At 67.6% G+C, this 18626-nt stretch carries 17 protein-coding genes; 3 read left to right on the forward strand and 14 right to left on the reverse strand.

From position 1 onward, the window contains the following. Nucleotides 1-42: 42 nt before the first annotated feature. The gene (locus AOZ53_RS01585; protein WP_006387729.1) at nucleotides 43-714 is read right to left on the reverse strand and encodes a TetR/AcrR family transcriptional regulator; all 672 of its coding nucleotides are present in this window, start codon (nucleotides 712-714) and stop codon (nucleotides 43-45) included. Between the two features lie 377 nt (nucleotides 715-1091). Here AOZ53_RS01585 and AOZ53_RS01590 point away from each other — a divergent pair, with 377 nt between their 5' ends. The 3 genes from AOZ53_RS01590 (at nucleotide 1092) to AOZ53_RS01600 (ending at nucleotide 5027) form a co-directional block, all read left to right on the forward strand. Next, a complete protein-coding gene (locus tag AOZ53_RS01590) occupies nucleotides 1092-2696 on the forward strand; it encodes a glucosamine inositolphosphorylceramide transferase family protein (protein ID WP_054474202.1) in 1605 nt (534 codons plus the stop codon). 563 nt (nucleotides 2697-3259) lie between these two features. Continuing rightward, on the forward strand, nucleotides 3260-4006 hold the full coding sequence (locus tag AOZ53_RS01595; protein WP_054474201.1) for a response regulator transcription factor: 747 nt from the start codon (nucleotides 3260-3262) through the stop codon (nucleotides 4004-4006). A gap of 370 nt (nucleotides 4007-4376) precedes the next feature. Then, nucleotides 4377-5027 (forward strand): response regulator transcription factor, encoded by a 651-nt coding sequence (locus AOZ53_RS01600; RefSeq protein WP_054431960.1) that lies wholly within the window; start codon nucleotides 4377-4379, stop codon nucleotides 5025-5027. Between the two features lie 76 nt (nucleotides 5028-5103). Here AOZ53_RS01600 and AOZ53_RS01605 read toward each other — a convergent pair whose 3' ends face one another. The 13 genes from AOZ53_RS01605 to AOZ53_RS01665 form a co-directional block, all read right to left on the reverse strand. Next, the gene (locus AOZ53_RS01605) at nucleotides 5104-6381 is read right to left on the reverse strand and encodes a glycosyltransferase WbuB (protein ID WP_054486660.1); all 1278 of its coding nucleotides are present in this window, start codon (nucleotides 6379-6381) and stop codon (nucleotides 5104-5106) included. After that, entirely contained in the window at nucleotides 6378-6938 is a 561-nt protein-coding gene (locus AOZ53_RS01610) for a putative colanic acid biosynthesis acetyltransferase (protein WP_054486661.1), read from the reverse strand. Before AOZ53_RS01610 ends, AOZ53_RS01605 begins: the two co-directional genes overlap by 4 nt. Then, entirely contained in the window at nucleotides 6935-7822 is an 888-nt protein-coding gene (locus AOZ53_RS01615; RefSeq protein WP_082380279.1) for a glycosyltransferase family 2 protein, read from the reverse strand. Before AOZ53_RS01615 ends, AOZ53_RS01610 begins: the two co-directional genes overlap by 4 nt. A gap of 12 nt (nucleotides 7823-7834) precedes the next feature. Beyond that, nucleotides 7835-8965: a glycosyltransferase gene (locus tag AOZ53_RS01620; RefSeq protein ID WP_054486662.1), complete on the reverse strand. Its 1131-nt coding sequence runs from the start codon at nucleotides 8963-8965 to the stop codon at nucleotides 7835-7837. After that, nucleotides 8958-10250 carry an O-antigen ligase family protein gene (locus AOZ53_RS01625; protein WP_054431955.1) on the reverse strand — a complete coding sequence of 431 codons (1293 nt, stop codon included), beginning with the start codon at nucleotides 10248-10250 and terminating at the stop codon, nucleotides 8958-8960. The genes AOZ53_RS01620 and AOZ53_RS01625 overlap by 8 nt, the downstream gene beginning before the upstream one ends. Nucleotides 10251-10273: 23 nt before the next feature. Continuing rightward, nucleotides 10274-11176 (reverse strand): glycosyltransferase family 2 protein, encoded by a 903-nt coding sequence (locus AOZ53_RS01630; protein ID WP_006390298.1) that lies wholly within the window; start codon nucleotides 11174-11176, stop codon nucleotides 10274-10276. 20 nt (nucleotides 11177-11196) lie between these two features. After that, complete coding sequence (locus tag AOZ53_RS01635; protein ID WP_054486663.1) at nucleotides 11197-12513, reverse strand: lipopolysaccharide biosynthesis protein; 1317 nt, start codon at nucleotides 12511-12513, stop codon at nucleotides 11197-11199. Nucleotides 12514-12543: 30 nt separating this feature from the next. Further along, nucleotides 12544-13497 carry a GDP-L-fucose synthase family protein gene (locus tag AOZ53_RS01640; RefSeq protein ID WP_054431953.1) on the reverse strand — a complete coding sequence of 318 codons (954 nt, stop codon included), beginning with the start codon at nucleotides 13495-13497 and terminating at the stop codon, nucleotides 12544-12546. 6 nt (nucleotides 13498-13503) lie between these two features. Next, nucleotides 13504-14613: a GDP-mannose 4,6-dehydratase gene (gmd, locus tag AOZ53_RS01645; protein WP_054431952.1), complete on the reverse strand. Its 1110-nt coding sequence runs from the start codon at nucleotides 14611-14613 to the stop codon at nucleotides 13504-13506. A 10-nt stretch (nucleotides 14614-14623) separates the two neighbouring features. Next, entirely contained in the window at nucleotides 14624-14986 is a 363-nt protein-coding gene (locus tag AOZ53_RS01650; RefSeq protein WP_054431979.1) for a VanZ family protein, read from the reverse strand. A gap of 37 nt (nucleotides 14987-15023) precedes the next feature. Further along, the gene (locus tag AOZ53_RS01655) at nucleotides 15024-16454 is read right to left on the reverse strand and encodes a mannose-1-phosphate guanylyltransferase/mannose-6-phosphate isomerase (RefSeq protein ID WP_054431951.1); all 1431 of its coding nucleotides are present in this window, start codon (nucleotides 16452-16454) and stop codon (nucleotides 15024-15026) included. After that, on the reverse strand, nucleotides 16451-16912 hold the full coding sequence (locus AOZ53_RS01660; RefSeq protein WP_156333210.1) for a GDP-mannose mannosyl hydrolase: 462 nt from the start codon (nucleotides 16910-16912) through the stop codon (nucleotides 16451-16453). Before AOZ53_RS01660 ends, AOZ53_RS01655 begins: the two co-directional genes overlap by 4 nt. A gap of 73 nt (nucleotides 16913-16985) precedes the next feature. Then, complete coding sequence (locus tag AOZ53_RS01665; protein WP_054431950.1) at nucleotides 16986-18395, reverse strand: undecaprenyl-phosphate glucose phosphotransferase; 1410 nt, start codon at nucleotides 18393-18395, stop codon at nucleotides 16986-16988. Between the last annotated feature and the right edge of the window lie 231 nt (nucleotides 18396-18626).

Genomic DNA, 18626 nt, shown 5'->3' on the forward strand with positions numbered 1-18626 from the left:
ATTCTCTGGAACCGCCGCACCGCGCTGACCTCGGGGCATGCCCTAGGTGGCGGGATGCTGCGGCAGGGGAGCGCGCAGGCCGCCGAGCAGGAAGCTCATCAGGCGGGGCAGCAGCAGCTCGGGGTTGTCGGGTTGCTCGGCTTCGTCCAGCGTCCAGCCGGTCACCGAGCGCAACAGGTCGGTGCCGATGATGGCGTAGGAGGTGGCGCCAAGCATGAATTGGAAACGCCACACGATCTCGGCGCGCGGCACGTCGGGCAGCGCGGCGAAGAAGGCATTGCGGTAGCGCTCGAGCACGTCGGCGTATTCCTCGGCGAACAGCGCGCGGATGAAGCCGGCCGGGTCGGTCATGGTGCGCTCGAGCAGCGGCAGGAAGGTGCTGCCGGCCTGTTCGGGATCGGCGGCCAGCCGCAGCAGCGTGCCGAAGAAGGCGTCGACGATCTGCGACGGCTTGAGCGGCTTGCCCTGGGCCTGCGCCTCCAGTTCGTCCAGCAGCCGCAGGCGTTCGCGGTTGAGGACTTCCAGGCGGCGCTTGAGCACGGCCTGCACCAGCGATTCCTTGGAACCGAAGTGGTAGTTGACCGAGGCCAGGTTGACGCCCGCCGCGCCGGTGATCTGGCGCATCGACGTGCCGTCGTGCCCCTGCTGCGCAAACAGGGCTTCGGCGGTGTCCAGGATCGATTCGCGGGTGCTGGAGGATCTGAGTTCTTGCATCGGGTTGAATTCAAACGTTCGTTTGAAAGAAGTATGCGCAAAAGATGACAAGGATGCGATCCCGGCAATCCCGAATAGGGTTTACCCCTAAAAATGGAGGGCATCCCGCCCGTCCGGCGGAGCCTGGCGCGGCGCTCGTTCCTTTGCATGAGGGCCCCTGCGGTTGGCTGAGGAGGAGCGCGCCGCGTCGTCCAAAAGGCCCTGCGCCGTTTGTCCTCGGACGTGCGCCCTAGGATGAAAGCCGTCTGGAAGGTCGGGCCGAAACGCCGCAGTATCACTGCGAGGACTTGAGAGCGTGGCACCGTGGATGCGCCTGGCGAGCCCGATCGCCGTTCCGGTGCCGCAGGCCATATCGACCTGACACAGGAGCAGGAGACATGAAGACCTACAGAGTGGGGCTGTTGATCGACGGGACCGACCAGCCCGGCTGGATCCACGACATGGCTGAGTGGCTCGCGCGCAGCCAGGATTTCGAACTGTCCGCACTGCTGGTCTTGGAGAAAGATACCGCCGATCGCGCGCCGCGACTGGGCGCCAAGGCGTTGTTCGGCACGCTGTCGCGGCTCGAATCGCGCCTGCTGCCAGCGCGCCAGCGACAGATGCTGACCTGCCGTGATCTGCGCGACGGCCTGCCCGCATCGACCGCCGTGCTGACCCTGCCGGCCGGCCCGCGGGACAGTGGGCGCGATGACGGCGTGGCGGCGCTGGGGCTGGACCTGGTGATCATGCTGGGCGCGCTGCCGCCGCCGCCGCGCGCGCGGGTGGCGGGCTGGGCGCGCCACGGCACCTGGCGGCTCAGTTATTCCGACATCGCCGTGTCCACCAGCCGCTACGCGGGTTTCTGGGAGGTCTACCAGCGCGAGGACCACACCACGGTGAAGCTGTGGCGCATGGGCGCGAGCGCGGATGAGGACGCGCTGCTGGACCAGCGCAGTTTCAATACCGAGGTGTTCTGGCTGAAGAACCAGACCCGCGCGTTCAGCCTGGGCAACTTCATGGTCTACGACGCGCTGCTGGCGCTGGCGCGCGCGCGGCCGGGCGCGGCGCCACCCGGCATGCAGATCATGAGCGGCCAGCGGCGCGACGATCCGGCGGAGTGGGACAGCGCCGCCTACATCGCGCGCCAGGCCTGGTTAATGACCGATTTGATTGTGCGGCGCGTCATGGGACGCAATGTGCGCTGGCGCATCGGTATGTTCGCGTCGACCCGGCAGCAGGCGGTGGTATCCGAGGCCATGGTATTGCAACCACCCAAGGGGCGTTTTTTCGCGGATCCGTTCGTTTATATGCGGGGCGAGAATCCATATATATTTTTCGAAGATTACGATTTTCACTCGCGCAAGGGCACGATCTCCGTCGCCACCTATGAAAATGGGGCTTTCCAGCTGTTGGGGACGGCCTTGAACCTGCCTTACCATTTATCGTTTCCGTATATATTTGAATATGAAGGAACCACCTACATGGTGCCGGAAACGTGCGGAAATCGCAGTATAGAATTATGGAAATGCATCGAATTTCCATTGAAATGGGAATTGGATTTGACGCTGATGACCGATGTTTCGGCGGTCGATACCATTATTTTCAAACGTGGCGAATACTGGTGGCTATTAACCAATATCGACCGCGCCGACGGCCAGAATCACTGCGATGAATTGTTCGCGTTCTTCGCCGACTCGCCGCGCTCGAGCCACTGGACGCCACACGCCTGCAACCCCATCGTGCGCAACCCGATGCGGGCCCGCAACGCCGGAATCGTTGTCTCTCCTGGCGGAGAGGTGATCCGCTGCGCGCAGTACCAGGGCTTCTGCCACTACGGCAAGGGCGTCTCGCTCAACCGGATCGAAGAGCTGTCGCCGTCGACCTACGTCGAGACCGATGGCGAAATCCATTACGCCAGCTTCCTGAAAAAGCGCCATGCTTCAATGCACCATTGGCATCATCAGGGTGGTCATACGGTATTCGACTTCGCGTATATGGAGTAAATGACGCAAGCTACCGGAAAATAAAAGTGTTACCTATATTTCGATTGCGGCGGAAGGCCACGGGCATAATGTGTCGGTGGAAACATATAGACAAGTCTGCCGCCGAATCTGGCCAAGTCTTGCCTGCATTTCCGCTGGCGCCGGTCGCGCCCCTTCCCATCTGTCAGCGCCCTGAACACGGCCCTGCCGGCGTTGCCCGACAGGCGCGGCAGCGGCCTGCCAAGCGGCTCTCCGTCTCGGTGGGGTCGGTGGAAACCCTAGCGGATAAAAGGATGAGAGGGGTGTCTCATCCTGTTTTATGAGAACGTTTACGGCTAACGAATGATTTCTGTTTTTGTCGGATTATATCGCTTGCCAGCGTCTTGATTTTGCCAATTTCGAACCATAAGATGGGTTCATGCCATCCGTTATGTTGGCTACGAAAGTCTCCCAACCCAAATGGCCCGGTGCAGCGTCATTAGATATTCCGGGAATCGCGGACCACCCCCGCGGGGTTGGAAAAAAAATAGTCTTCAGCACAGCGAAGATCCCTTCTAGGCCTGTTGAACAACCGGGAGGACACCATGGCCAAGATGGTCCTGATTGAAGCCCATCCGCTCCTGCGGCTGGGTTTGTGGCAGATTCTGAGCAAGTTGGACGATGTGTGGGAAATCGAGGGAATGGGGTTGGCCGATGTCTCGAAGGCCAACGGGGCGCATGCCGGCGCAGATCTTCTGATCTACGGCTTGCCGGTGGACAGCGAGGAAGCCTGGAGCACGCTGCATGAGATCCAGCGTGAACTCAGCCCGAAGCGCATCCTGCTCTTGACCGATGTCATGCCGCTGCCGATGCCGGTGCAGGGCCTGCCCGGCGCCAGCGTCTACGGTTGTCTGATGAAGACGGCCTCGGTGGAGATCCTGGAAGCGGCCATCCGCCTGGTCATGGCGGGCGGGCAGTGCTTCCCGAGCGAGCAGGCGTTGCAGGCGCCGGCGCAGGCCAGCTGCGTGTTGCCGGCGCGCGAGGCCGACGACGCCGGCAAGGGCACCATGCCGATCAGCGCCGGCGCGCAGTTGCTGCAGATCACGCCGCGCCAGTACGAGGTGCTGGTGCTGCTGGCCAGGGGCTATCCCATCAAGACGGTCAGCCGCATGCTCAACATCTCGGTGGCCACCGCGAAGACGCATGCCTGCACGCTGTACCAACGCCTGCACGTCAAGAACAAGGGTGAAGCCGTGTACGCCGCGCTGCAACGCGGCGCCACGCTGGAATGGCATGAACCCAATGGTCGCGACGTGGACGCCGGGCAGCTGTACGGGCGCAAGCTGGGCTGACGCGCCGGGGCAGCCGGCCCCGGTTCGCGCCGCCTGCCCGGCGGTGCGCGGCCCTCGCCCTGCGGTCCGGCGGGATGCTCCCCCGCCATCCCGCCTAGGGCATTCACTGCAGCATCGGCGGTCGCCGTGCCGCAGCATTCCTCCTCCAATCATCCTCCTGCACGAGATTCAGCGAACGTAGCCGCTGATAGCATGGGTTGTGTCCGCAAGCATGGGTTGAGACGGCGAATCACAATGCCCGCCCGAGCCACCCCCCGCGGCGGACGAGATTCCCGTGAGCCGGGTGACGCGCCTGATCCGTCGTCGCTGCCGTGCGCCGCCTTGCCATGGGAACCGTGTCTGGGCCCTGTGTCACAAGGTTCCCCCCGGGATGACAACCGTTCTGATCGAAGACTACGCGCTGCTTCGTGTCGCTATCCAGCATGTGTTGGAGCGCGTGCGCAATGCCGAGGACATCCTGGCGATCTCGCCAGCCCATCTCTTGAACATGCCCGGCTCGATCAACCGGCCGGTGGAATTGCTGGTTGTCGGCTGCAGCGGCGTGGCCGAGCCCGACATCGGCCTGCTGTCGCAGGCGATGGCGCTGTTCATGCCGCGCCTGGTGCTGGCGCTGTACTCCGTGCTGGACCAGAGCGTCATGGCGGCCTGCGCCCGGGCCGGCGTGGCCGGCTACCTGCCCAAGGCCTCCAGCCCCGATGCGCTGGCGGCCGCCGTCAGCCTGGTGCTGGCGGGCGGGGAGTGTTATCCGCAGCCAGCGGCGCGCCTGCTGGGCGCCTCGCAGAACCCGGTGCAGGAATTGCGCGAGCTGACGCAGCGGCAGGAGGAGATCCTGCAATTGCTGGTGCAGGGCAAGACCATGCGCGAGATCGGCCAGCACGTGGGCATTTCGGTGGCCACCGTGAAGAGCCATGCGCGCACCCTGTACTGGAAGCTGAATGCGCGCAATCAGGCCGAGGCGGCCTACATCGCCGTGCAGATGGGCTTGGTGCGCGGCAGCGGCAAGCCTGGCGACTCCACATGAAATCCACCCATTGAACAATGGCGGCGCGCCCGGGAGCGCGCCGCCATGGATGCCGTCTGGTCGAGAGAGGGGCTCGTCAGCGGCCGCTGTCGCGGCGCACGGCGCTGGCGGGGCTGGGCGCGGCTGGCGCGGCGACGGGATCGACCACCGCGGCGAATTCCCGTTCGGCGGCCGCCAGCACCGCGTCGATGTGCAGATAGCGCAGCGCGTGGCGGCGCGCGGCGGTGCCGAGGGTTTCGCGGATCTGCGCGTTGTTGGCCAGCTTGCGCACCGCCTCGGCCATGGCCGCGGCATCCTCGGGCGGCGTGACCAGGCCGCAGTGCGCCACCACGCCGGCCAGCTCGGTGCCGCGCGCGGCGCCGCACACCACCGGTCGGCCGCTGGCCAGCATGCCGGTCAGCTTGGACGGCATGACCAGGTCGGCGGCGCCGGCGCGCTGCGGCAGCAGGTGGATGTCGGCGGTGTTCAGCAGCGCGCCCAGGCGTTCGCACGGCTGCAGGTCGAGAAAGCACACCCGCGCCAGGCCCTCGCACTGCGCCTGCAGCGGCGCGCGTTCGGGGCCCTGGCCGCAGAACACGAACCACAGGCGCGGCTCGTGTTGCAGCAGCCGCGCCACCTGCGCCAGCGTCTGCAGGCCCTGCTTGCCGCCCATGTTGCCCGAGTACAGCGCCACCACCGCGTCGGCCGGAATGCCGAGCTCGGCGCGCAGGTTGCCGGCGCGATCGGGGGCGATGGCGTTGACGTCGATCCAGTTGGGCAGCAGCACCGCGCGTTGCGGGTCGATGCCCTTGTACAGCGCCAGGTCCTGCATGCGCCGCGAAATCGTCGAGACGCGGTCGAAGCGCCGCATCAGCCAACGTTCGGCGCGCTGCACCAGACCGCGCAGCCGCGCGCCCTTGAGCAGGCCCAGGTCGAAGGCGGCGTCCACCTCGTAGTCCTGGATGTGCAGCCAGGCGCGCGCGCCGCACAGCCGCGCCGCCAGCCATGCGGCCGGCGCGCAGAAGAGGGCGGGCTCGACCACGAGGATCAGGTCCGGCCGGCCGGCCGCCGCCCGCAGCAGCGACGGCAGGCTGGAGAGCGCGAAGCTGGCCAGGTGCACCAGGCGCTTGGCGCCGCCGGGCTTGCGCGGCACCCACAAGGGCGCGCGCCGGACGTCGACGCCGGCGCGCGTCTCGCGGCGGTAGCGGCCGGCCTGATAGCCGTCGTGGACCTGCCATTGGGGGTAGTAGGGCGGGGCGGTGACCACGCTGACCTGGTGGCCGCGGGCGGCCAGCCATTCGGCCATTTCCGCGTTGTACTTGCCGATGCCGGTCAGTTCCGGCGCGTAGTTGATGCTGTACAGAAGGATCTTCATGCTGGCTGCTCCACGCGGGGTTTGACGGGACGGCAGGGGTTGCCCAGGCACACCATGGCCGGCGGCAGGTTGCGGAACACCGAGCTGCGCGCGCCGACCACGGCCTCGCGGCCGATGGTGACGCCGGGGCCGACGAACACGTCGGTGGCGACCCAGGCGCCGTCCTCGATGCGGACGGCGCGTTCGCGCAGCGGGAAGTCGGGCTTGCCGGCGTCGTGGTCGGCCGCGCACAGGTAGCTGCGCTGCGACACCACGGCATGGGCGCCGATATGGATCGGCCCCAGGCTGTAGATCACCGTGTCGTCGCCGATCCAGGCGTAGTCGCCGATTTCCACCTTCCAGGGATAGGTCACGGTGGCGCTGGGCCGGATCAGGACCTTGCGGCCGACGCGGGCGCCGAAGCAGCGCAGCAGCCAGCGCCGAAAGCCATAGGCCACCTGCGGCGACCAGCGGAACAGCGATCCCTGCACCAGCCACCACAGCTGCACCGTCAACGCCGAGCGGCCGCGCTGGCCGGGCGCCAGGGCGAACTGGTCGAGCCGCTGCAGGGCGCTCATTTGGCGGCTCCGGCGACCGTTCCCCCTTGTTGGCGTTCGGGCACGGCCAGCCGCGCCTTGCGGATTTCCTCGGTCTTGATGCGGATCTGCCAGTAGTACATGGCGCGGGCGATGGCGTAGTCGAAGCCGGCGCGGCCGTCGAGGAAACCCAGGCGCAGCACGTAGGAATGCAGGAACGAGATCGGCGCCTTGAACGGCATGGCCTGGAACACGCGCTTGAGCAGCGCGCGCGCGCCGACGTTGGCCTCGCGCGGGTCGTTCATCAGGCCCTTGATGCGCAGGTTGGCCTCCCAGTCGGAGTAGCGGTTGTGCTTGTCGAAGTAGTGGTAGAGCGAGTCGTGGTCGTTGTGCACCATGCGCGCCCGCAGCGCGAAGGTCTCGCCCTGCACCTGGGGCTGGTAGTGGCCCTCGACCTCCCACATGTGGGCCACGTCCAGGTCGTCGTAGTCGAGAAAGCGCGAGCGGTCGCGCGCCAGCAGCGCCAGCTTGTAGACGCGATGGCCGTGGCGCAGCTTCCTGCCGCAGAACACGTAGTCGAACGGCACGAAGGCGCCGCCGGCACCGGCGGCGAAGCGCGGCAGCGCGGCGCGGATCTCGGCGGCCAGCTCGGGCGTCATCTCCTCGTCGGCGTCGACGTACAGCACCACCGGGTGGGTGAAGGGCAGTTGCTCCAGGCACCACTGCTTCTTCTTGGGGTACTTGCCGTTCCACTGGAAGTTGCTGACCTTGGCGCCGAGCGCGGCGGCCATGGCGCAGGTGGCGTCGGTGCTGTTGGAATCGACCACGAAGACTTCGTCGAAGTCGGCCAGCGCCTTCAGGCACTTGGCGATGTTGCGTTCCTCGTTCTTGGTCATGACGACCACGGATACCGGTATCTTGGACATGATGCTTTCCTTTCAGGAGGCGCCGCGCCGCATCAGCGGCTGGAACAGCTCGATGACGTCGCGGCAGTGCCGCTCCAGTGAAAAGGCGTCGGCGCGCCCGGGGCCGTCGGCCGCCAGTCTCGCGCGCATGTCGCCGTCGTAGGCCAGGCGGCGCACCGCCGCGGCCAGGGCCGCCGCGTCGCCCACCGGCACCAGCAGCCCGTAGCGGCCGGCGTCGAGGATCTCGGCCGGCCCGTGCGGACAATCTGTGGAGATGACGGGAACCCCCAGGCACAGGGCCTCGACCAGCACGTTGCCGAAGCTCTCGCGCACCGAGGTCAGGGCGAAGGCGCCGGCGCCGGCGATCACGGGAAACGGGTTGTCGATGTGGCCGGCCAGCGTCACCGGGCTGCGCGAGACGCGCGCGTCGATGCGCTTTTGCAGGGCGGCGTGTTCCGAGCCCTCGCCCAGGATGGTGAAGCGGATGCCGGGGTCGTCCAGCAGCGCGGCAGCGTCGATCAGGGTGGCATAGTCCTTGACGGCCTCCAGGCGGCCGACCGCGACCACGTGGTACGGCGTGGCCACCGGTTCGGACGCCGGCGGCGTCGCGCTCTGCTCGCGCACGTCGTCCAGCGGCACGCCGTTGTAGATGGTGCGCACCTTGCCGCGCAGCGGCGGGAACATGCTGACCAGGTCTTCCTTGACGCCGCGCGATACGCCGACGACTGCGTCGTGGCGTCGGTAGGTCTGGCTCACCAGCCAGCACTTGAGCCGCCGCATGCGCGAGGCGCCGTAATGGATGGCGGGGCTGCTGTGTTCGAAGGCGACGGTGGCGAACTTGCCGCGCAGCAGTTTCTTGGCCAGCACCACCAGCATGTTGCACAGCAGGCCGTGCGAGCAGACGATGGCGGGGCGGTCGCGGCGGATCTGCGCCAGCAGCCGCCAGAACGCCACCGGCAGCATCAGCCGCAGCGAGGTGGGCGATTCGATCACCGGCAAGGCCCGCGTCACGCGCGGATTGGCGACCGGGTATTCACGGTTGCGCGAACGCAGCAGGAACAGCGCGGCGTCCACGCCCCGTTCGGGCAGGGCATCGGCGATGAAGGCGACGCATCTTCCAACGCCGCCGTGCAGGTCGGGCGCGACGAACAGGACATCAGGCATGGGGCAGTACTCGCGGTGACGCCCGGTGCGTGGTGTCCGGACGGGGGCTGGGAGCCGCGGGTGCGGGCGTGGGCACGGGCATGGCCCGGGCATTGCGGATGAGCGACAGGCAGTAGCACAGCAGGAAGCCGGTGAAGGCTGTCTTGGGGGCGTACGCCAGGCCCCCCGAGAGCGAGTCGATGAAGATGTAGATCGGCGCCGTGGCGAGCAAGTAGCGCCGGTGCAGTTCGAGTCCGGGATGGGCGTAGCGCCGGAACAGCGACAGCAGCAGGATCAGCAACGGCGGCAGCATGATCATCACCGTGCCGACGATGCCGAACTTCATCAGGTAGAAGGCCCACGAGTTGTGCGCGAAGGTGCTCAGCTCGAAGCCGTTCTCGCCCATCACCCAGCTGCGAAAGCCGGCGCCCTTGCCGAACACCGGGCTTTCGGCGAACGAGTCCATCTGGCCCTGCATCTCCTGGATGCGGGCGCCGTAGCTGGAGTCCTCGTCCAGCCGCTCGACGCTGAAGACGCGGTTGGTCAGCACGTCCAGGTAGCCGATGCTGGCGAACACCAGGATGCCGGCCACGGCGGCCGGCGCGAAGATCATCACCACCCGGCGGCGCACATCGGAACCAGCCGCCAGCATCACCGCCAGCAGCACCGACACCATCAACTGCAGGTACTGGCTGCGGTTCAGCGAGAACACCAGCGCCAGCAGCATGTACACCGTCAGCGCGTAGGCCTTGGGGCCCGACACGTTGAGCGTCTTGCGGAAGTACAGCAGCGACACCACGCCGAACGGAATCGCCCAGACGCCGAGCCGCACGTTGCGCAGCGGGTTGGCGACGCTGAAGCCCTGCAACTGCTCCAGCAGCATCAGCGTGGCCACGGCCAGGCACGCCGCCACGATGTACTTCTGCAGCAGCGCGTAGGCCGCCGGACTGTCGATGTCCTTGTAGCAAAGGAACGGCACGCTCAGGAAATAGAACACGATGCGCAGGTCGCGCGCGACGTCGCCGGTCTCGATGCCGGGATGATGCAGCGACACCAGCAGCAGGTAGATCACCGTCAGCACCTGCAGGCCCAGCAGCATGCCGAGCGTGCCGCGCGGCAGGGCGTAGGCGGCGGGGTCCGCCAGCCGCAGCGCCTTGACCACCAGGATGGCGACGAACAGCACGTCGAACGGCGAAAGCTTGAAGCTGCCCACCCCGAGGATGAAGTGGTCGTCGTTCAGCGCCAGCGCGGTGAAGGCGAACAGGCCCAGCAGGTGCAGCGTGGAAAGACGGCGGTGCGGATGCATGGCGGCTCCATGGCTGGGTGGGGTCAGTGCGCGGCCCAGTCGTCGCGTCCGAACAGCTTGATGGCCAGTTTCTCGACCAGGTACGACAGGTCGCCCTGGCGTGCGTGCGCCGCCACCTGCGAGGCGCGGCACGACAGGCCGAACAGCTTGCCCATGCCCGGTTCGGTGCGGCGGATGCGCTCGACGATCTGCTGGCGCTCCTCCAGCAGCACGTCCTGCATCAGCGCGGTCTTGGTCTCGTCATGGGCGGTGTAAACGCCCATCGCGTCCGGCACGATCTGGTTGCGGCCCTCGCGCAGCAGGCGGCTCCACAGTTCCAGGTCCATGCAGTAGCGCATGCTTTCCTGCAGCAGGCCGTGCTTGAGCAGCAGGTCGCGGCGGAAGATCGCCGACTGGTTCGGGATCGAGGCCTTGACCACGGTCAGCGTGCCGCGGTTGACGGGGGTGTAGTGGATCTTGCGGAAGATGTGGTTGTCGGCGTCGGCCACGAACAGGTTGCCGCTGACGATCGGCGCCCGGCCCCGCGCCGCCGCCGCGCCCAGCTTGCGCAGCGCGCCCGGGTAGTACAGGTCGTCGGAGTTCTGCCAGCCGACGTAGTCGCCGGTGGCGCGCTCGAAGCCCTTGTTGATGGCGTGCGACTGGCCGCGGTCGGGCGCGCTTTCCCAGTGGGTCAGGTAGCGCTCGTACTTGCGGATGATGTCGACGCTGCCATCGGTCGAACCGCCATCGATGATGATGTACTCCAGCCGCGGATAGCCCTGGTTGAGCACCGACACGATGGTGCGTTCCAGGAAGCGGGCCTGGTTGAACGAGGGGGTCACGATGGTCAGCTTGGGCAACAGGCCGCCGGCGATCGGCGCGGGCGGGCGCAGCTCGCTCACGAAGTCGATCAGTTGACGCGAGTACTCGTTGTGACGCTTGCGCATATAAGACCTCAGCATGTTCACTACCGGGTGGCCGCAGGCATTGCGCCCGGGTAGTCGGGCCGGGATTGACGGATGGCGAGCGCCACGCCGGCCAGCGTGATCGCCGCATAGGCCATGCGGCCCCAGGCCGCGGCGTGCTCGCCCGCCGCTTGCACCAGGACGGCCATGACGCACAGCATGGCCAGGCCGCCCAGGCCGTTGAGAATGGCGACCGCGCGCGAATTGCCCAGCCCGAGCAGGGAAAAATGCGCCGCGGCATTCAGCGACAGCAGCCCGGAGGCGGCGATCAGCAGGCGGAAGGTGCCCAGGTGGCCTGCGGCCACCGCGTGGCCCAGCAGCAGGTCCAGCAGCGGCTGGCTGACCGCCAGCACCGCCACGGTGGCGCCGGCCGACAGCAGCAGGTTCCACCACATCAGGCGGCGGATTTCCTCTTCGGCGGCGCCGGGGTGCGGCGGCGCGGCGGCCAGGCGGCTGACGCGCGGCATGGCCTTCTGGAAGATCGCCACCGACGCGGTGTGGATCATCTGGCCGACCTGCACGCCGACCGTGTAGATGGCCAGCGCGGCCGGCCCCATCAGGCTGCCCACCAGCACCCGGTCGACCGAGCCGAACGCCAGCGCGCTCAGGCTGTTGAGCCAGGACCAGCGCGAGAACTTGAACGCCGCCAGCATGGCGCCGCGGTCGCGCACCGGGCGCACCAGCGCATGGCCGTAGCGGCGCGCGAACACGTGCATCTTGACCGAGCCGGCCAGCAGCAGGCCGACGGCCTGGGCCAGGCCGGTCCAGGTGGGCGAGGCGGTCAGCCAGGCGGTGGCGCAGGCCAGGGCCATGGTGCCGCTGCGGCTGAAGACCTCGCACAGCGCGGTGGCGCGGAAGTCCTCGCGGCCCTTCAGGCAGCCGGACATCAGCTGGTCGTATTGCTGCGTCAGGTAGACGGCCAGCGCCGGCATGGCCAGCAGCGTCACGGCCACGCCGCCGAAGGTGGCGGCGGGCCAGCCCAGCCACACCACGCCCCACAGCAGCGCCGCGGCCGCCGTCAGCACGCCGAGCGCGCAGCCGATCAGCGACATGGCGACGCCAGCCGCGCGGTAGGCGCCGCCCGGTTCGTGCATGCGTTCGGACACCAGCTTGGTGGCGGTCACGGCGGCGCCCAGGTTGGCGGCGTTGCCGAAGCCGGCCAGCGCGATGATCATCGAGTACTGGCCGAAGCCCACCGTACCCAGCTGGCGGAACAGGATGGGCAGCGCCACCAGCGCCGCGACCGGGCCGATGCCATATTCCACCAGCCCCCAGAACGAGGCATTGCCGGCGACGTGCTGCCTGATGAGTCGGTACATCGGTAGGCCTGTGCTCGGTTGGCGTGGCGCTCAGGCCACGGGCAGCGGCGGACGCACCTGCTCGCGCAGGAAATGGCCATAGGCCAGCGTCACCCCATGGGTCAATGAGATCTCCGGTTTCCAGCCCAGCGCGCGCACCCTGGACGAGTCCATCAGCTTGCGCGGGGTGCCGTCGGGCTTGCTGGCGTCGTAGACGATGCTGCCCTGGTAGCCGACCACCTGCGCCACCACCCGCGCCAGTTCGGCGATGGACAGGTCCTGGCCGGCGCCGATGTTGTACATGCCCTCGGCCGACGGCGTTTCCATCAGCATCACGCAGGCCCGCGCCAGATCGTCGACGTACAGGAATTCGCGCAGCGGCTTGCCGCTGCCCCACAGCGTCACGCTGTCGTCGCCGGCCTCGCGGCCTTCGTGGAACTTGCGGATCAGCGCCGGCAGCACGTGGCTGCTGTGCAGGTCGTAGTTGTCGTGCGGGCCATACAGGTTGGTCGGCATGGCGCAGACGAAGTGCGCGCCGTATTCGCGCTGGTAGGCCTCGCACAGCTTCAGGCCGGCGATCTTGGCGATGGCGTAGGGCTCGTTGGTGGCTTCCAGCGGGCCGGTCAGCAGCGCGTCCTCGCGCAGCGGCTGCGCCGCGTCGCGCGGATAGATGCAGGACGAGCCCAGGAACAGCAGCTTGCGCACGCCGGCCGCGTAGGCGGCGCGGATCACGTTGCACTGGATCATCAGGTTGCGGTAGAGGAAGTCCACCGGATGGTTCTGGTTGGCCAGGATGCCGCCGACCTTGGCGGCCGCCAGGTACACCACGTCGACCGGCGTGGTCGAGAAGAAGCGGTGCACCTGGTTCTGGTTCTCCAGGTCCAGTTCGCTGTGGCTGCGCGTGATGACCTGGCGGTAGCCGCGCCCCTGGAGCTCGCGCACCAGCGCCGCGCCCACCATGCCGCGATGGCCGGCCACGAACACGCGTTGATCCTGATGGCTCATGGCGGGCTACTCCTTGTAGGCGTAGATTTCGTAGCCGTTCTGCTCCACCAGGGCATCGCGGCGCGCGTCCTTCAGGTCGCTCTCGACCATCTCCTTGACCAGCTGGGCGAAGGTGGTGCGGGGCGACCAGCCCAGCTTTTCGCGCGCCTTGGTCGGATCGCCCAGCAGGGTCTCGACCTCGGTCGGGCGGAAGTAGCGCGGGTCGACCCGCACGATCACCTGGCCGGCCTTGATGTCGTGCACCGGGCTGAACAGCACCGTGGCCGTCTCGTTCAGGCCTTCGCCCTCCCACGCCAGCAGGATGCCCAGTTCGCGCGCGGCGGTATTGATGAACTCGCGCACGCTGTACTGCATGCCGGTGGCGATGACGTAGTCCTCCGGCGTGTCCTGCTGCAGCATCAGCCACTGCATTTCGACGTAGTCGCGCGCATGGCCCCAGTCGCGCAGCGCCGAAAGGTTGCCCAGGTACAGGCATTCCTGCAGGCCCAGCACGATGCGGGCCAGGCCGCGGGTGATCTTGCGCGTCACGAAGGTCTCGCCGCGCTTGGGCGATTCGTGGTTGAACAGGATCCCGTTGCAGGCATACATGCCGTAGGCCTCGCGGTAGTTCACGCTGATCCAGTAGGCGTACAGCTTGGCCGCGGCGTAGGGGCTGCGGGGATAGAACGGCGTGCTTTCGCGCTGCGGCGTTTCCTGCACCAGCCCGTACAGCTCGGAGGTCGAGGCCTGGTAGAAGCGCGCCTTGTCCTCCAGCTTGAGGATGCGGATGGCTTCCAGCAGGCGCAGGGTGCCCAGGCCGTCGGCGTTGGCGGTGTACTCCGGCTCTTCGAACGACACCCCGACGTGGCTCTGCGCCGCCAGGTTGTAGATCTCGTCGGGTTGCACCGATTGCACGATGCGGATCAGGCTGCAGGAGTCGGTCATGTCGCCGTGGTGCAGCACGAAGTTGCGCGGCTGGTCATGCGGATCCTGGTACAGGTGATCGATGCGCGCGGTATTGAACAGCGACGCGCGCCGCTTGATGCCATGGACTTCATAGCCCTTGGCCAGCAGGAACTCGGCCAGGTATGCGCCGTCCTGTCCGGTGACGCCGGTAATCAGTGCCCGTTTTGGCATGGTTTTATCCTTAAGACTTAGTCACTGCACGAAAGGAGCCGAAGGCTGCGGAACCGATGTTCAACGAGATTACTGTCGCACCCGCCGCGGAGATATCGGCCAGAAGGTCTAAGAGATCAGCTTGTCGATAGGCAAAAAAGGACTGGATGGTTTCGTCCAGCGCGCCCAGCGCCGTCACCGTCGCCAATGCCGTCAACGCGGGCCGGCGACGCACCGAGGCGTAGATCAGCACCGTCAGAAAGGCGTAGGCCGCAAGGTGCAGGCGCTTGTCGCCGAAGGTGGCCGACATTTCGGCCGCCAGGCCCGGCAGGTTGCCCACCGTGACCAGCGTCAGGAAGAACAGCGCCGCCGCGGGCAGGCAGACCCGCGCCACGCCCGGGCGCCAGAAAGAGGAGGCCGCGCGCCGGGGCTCAGACACGGCCGTACATGTCCTGGAAACGGACGATGTCGTCCTCGCCCAGATAGGCGCCGGATTGCACCTCGATGATCTCCAGCGGGATCTTGCCGGGGTTCTCCAGGCTGTGGACCTCGCCCAGCGGAATGTAGGTCGACTGGTTCTCGGTCAGCAGGTACTGCTTGTCGCCGTTGTAGATGCGCGCGGTGCCCGACACCACCACCCAGTGCTCGGCGCGGTGATGGTGCATCTGCGACGACAGGCGCGCGCCCGGCTTCACGGTGATGCGCTTGACCTGGTAGCGCGGTCCCTGGCCCACCGAGTCGTAGGAGCCCCACGGCCGCTGCACTTCGCGGTGATGGTTCATTTCGCTGCGGTGCTGGACCTTGAAAGCCTCCACCAGCCGCTTGACGTCCTGCGAGCGGGACTTGTGCGCCACCAGCACGGCGTCGGCCGTTTCGATCACGACGATGTCGTCCAGTCCCACCGAGGCCACCAGCCGGCTGGTCGAATGGATGAGGCAGTTGCGCGAGTCCTCGACCATCACGTCGCCGCTGGTGGAATTGCCCTCGGCCGTCTTGCGGGCGATGCCCCAGACCGCGTCCCAGGCGCCGACGTCGCTCCACGGCGCGGCCAGCGGGATGACCACGGCGCTGTCGGTGCGTTCCATGATGGCGTAGTCCATCGAGTCGCTGGGGCAGGCCTCGAAGGCCGGGCCGTCTAGCTGGAACAGGCTGTTCTCGCCATGGCCGGCGGTCACCGCCGCGCGCACCTGCTCCAGGATGCGCGGCGCCAGCCGCTCCATTTCGGCCAGGAACACCGAGGCCTGGAAGGCGAACATGCCGCTGTTCCAGTAGTAGCTGCCGGTCTCGATGAAGCGCTGCGCCACTTCGGGCGAGGGCTTCTCGACAAAGCGGCGCACGCGCCGCGCCGGCGCCAGCGCGTCGGACTCGGCCGCCTGGATGTAACCGTAGCCGCTCAGCGGCGCCGTCGGCGTGATGCCGAAGGTCACCAGGGCGCCCTGGCGCGCGGCCTGGTAGGCCTCGGCGAAGGCGGCGGCCAGCACCGGGCCGTCCTCCAGCACGTGGTCGGACGGCATGATCAGCATGACCGGGTCCTCGCCGTCGCGCATCGCCCGCAGCGTGGCGGCGACGATGGCGGGCGCGGTGTTGCGGGCGTGCGGTTCGAGCACGATCTCGGCATCCTGGATGCCCAGTTCCTGCGCCTGCTCGGCCGCGATGTAACGGTGGGCGTCGTTGCACACCAGCATCGGCCGCGCCTGGGCGCCGGCCGAGCCGAGCCGCAGCAGGGTGTTCTGCAGCAGGCTGCGGTCATCGGTCAAACGGATGAACTGCTTCGGCAGCAGCTCGCGCGACAGGGGCCACAGGCGCGAACCCGAACCGCCGCAGAGAATGACGGCCCGATAGGGGGGGTGGGGGTGGGTCATGGCGCTGACTCCTTGAAGTAGGCCTGGGTGTTCGGATGCGCGCCGGGATCGGCGGCGATGGCCGCCGGGGACTGCCAGCGGTAGCGGCGGTGCTGGCCCAGCGGCAGGCTGGCGGTGTCCAGCGTCAGGTCGGCCTCGTAGGCGAGGACGACGTAATGGGTGGCGCGGCCGGGCTCGCCGGCGAAATTGGTGTCATAGAAGTGTTCGTACACGCCGCGCGGCCGCCAGGCGTGAGGCGGCAGCGTCACGCCCAGTTCCTCGCGGGCGATGCGCTGCAGCGCGCGAGCCAGCGTCTCATTCTTGCGGATGCGGCCGCCGGGCACGAACCAGGCGCCCTGGGCCGGCGGATTGCTGCGCAGCCCGGTCAGGTAACGGCCCTCGGCGTCGCGCAGCAGCAGGTCGATGGACACCAGCGGCAGCATCTCCACCGCGCGGCGGAAGTCGTCCTCGGCCAGCAGGCCGGGGGCCGGCGCGGCCGGGCCGGGCGCGAAGCGCACGCGCGCCGGGACGATCAGGGGCCAGCCGAGCGGTTCAGTAGACATTTCGGCCCGTCCATCCGGAGACCGCCGTGCGGGCGATGATGATCAGGTCCATCCGGAACGTCCAGTGCTGGATGTAATAGATGTCGTGCTCGACGCGGTCGCTCATCTTGCGCAGCGTGTCGGTCTGGCCGCGCAGGCCGTTGACCTGGGCCCAGCCGGTGATGCCCGGCTTGACGCGGTGGCGCATCATGTAGCGCTGCACCAGGTCCTTGTAGAGCTCGTTGTGCTCCAGCGCGTGCGGGCGCGGGCCGACCACCGACATGTCGCCGCGCAGCACGTTCAGGAACTGCGGCAGTTCGTCCAGGCTGGTGCGGCGCAGGAAGCCGCCGATGCGGGTGATGCGGGCGTCGTTGCGGGTGGCCTGGGTGACCACGCCGTGCTCCTGGTGCACGGTCATGGTGCGGAACTTGTAGACGTGGAACACCTTGCCGTCCACGCCCAGGCGCGGCTGGGTGAACAGCACCGGGCCGCGCGAGGTCAGCTTCACCAGGCAGGCCACCGTCAGCATCACCGGCGACAGCCCCACCAGCGCGCACAGCGCGAAGGCGCGGTCGAAGGCTTCCTTGGCCAGGCCGCGCACGCCGGCGGCCGGCAGGCTGTTGAGCTGGATGGCGGGCAGGCCGAGGAATTCGCCGATGCGGTGGCCCAGCAGCTGGATCGACATCACGTCGGGGATCCAGCGGATGTCGACCAGGTCGTTGCGCAGGTGGTAGAGCACTTCGCGCAATTCCTGGCCGGCCTCCATCGGCAGCACGATCCAGACTTCTCGCACGTCGTTCTCGCGCACGAAGCCGTGCAACGCATCCAGCTCGTGCAGGCGCCGGACTTGCGGCGGCAGGTTCTCGTGGGCTTCGGCGTAGATGCCGGCGACCTCGTAGCCGGCCTCGCGGTAGCGTTCGACGCGGCGCCACAGGTCGTGGCCGAGCGCGCCGAAGCCGACCAGCAGCACGCGCTTGCGGTCCAGGCCGCGGTCGCGCGCCGCGCCCAGGACGGTGTAGGCCGCCAGGCGCACCCCGGCCAGCGCCAGGGCGACGGAGCCGAACCAGGTCGCGGCCCACAAGCGCGATACCGCCGCGCTCTGATGCATGAGAAAACTGACCAGGATGCCCAGCGCGAACACCAGGGCCCACGCCGCCAGGCTGCGCACCACCAGGTCGGTCAGGCGGCGGCCGCGCCAGGAGACATAGAGACGGAAGGCCGGGAACAGCGCGATGACGCCCAGGCCGCACAGGTAGATCAGGAACAGGTGGATCTGCGGAGGATCCGCCATCGCCTCATCCGAGAACTTCAGCTCGGTGACGGCGAGGCCGCAGATGATGACGATCGCGGCATCCAACAGCCGGTACAGATAGCTGGATCGATTCGATCTCGCCGACGTGTCCGTAAGGGACGGGTCCATCGCGTACTCCTTTGTTCGGGGAGTCGCCCTGCGGCCGCGCGAAAAACAACGGTGCACCGCCGCAAAGCATGTGGCTACCGTCGAAATCTTATTGAGTGCCCGGCGCACCCGAAACCTCCAAACGATGTAGGAGAAGGCTTAGGGCATCCGTCGAATGTGCGGGGGCTGGAAAAGAGAGTGGAATGTCGCAACCCGTTACGCATCGGGCTCCTTTCCAAGCAACGAAGTCAT

Source organism: Achromobacter sp. 2789STDY5608621 (genome assembly GCF_001299375.1).
In the GTDB taxonomy this organism is placed as follows: domain Bacteria; phylum Pseudomonadota; class Gammaproteobacteria; order Burkholderiales; family Burkholderiaceae_B; genus Achromobacter; species Achromobacter insuavis.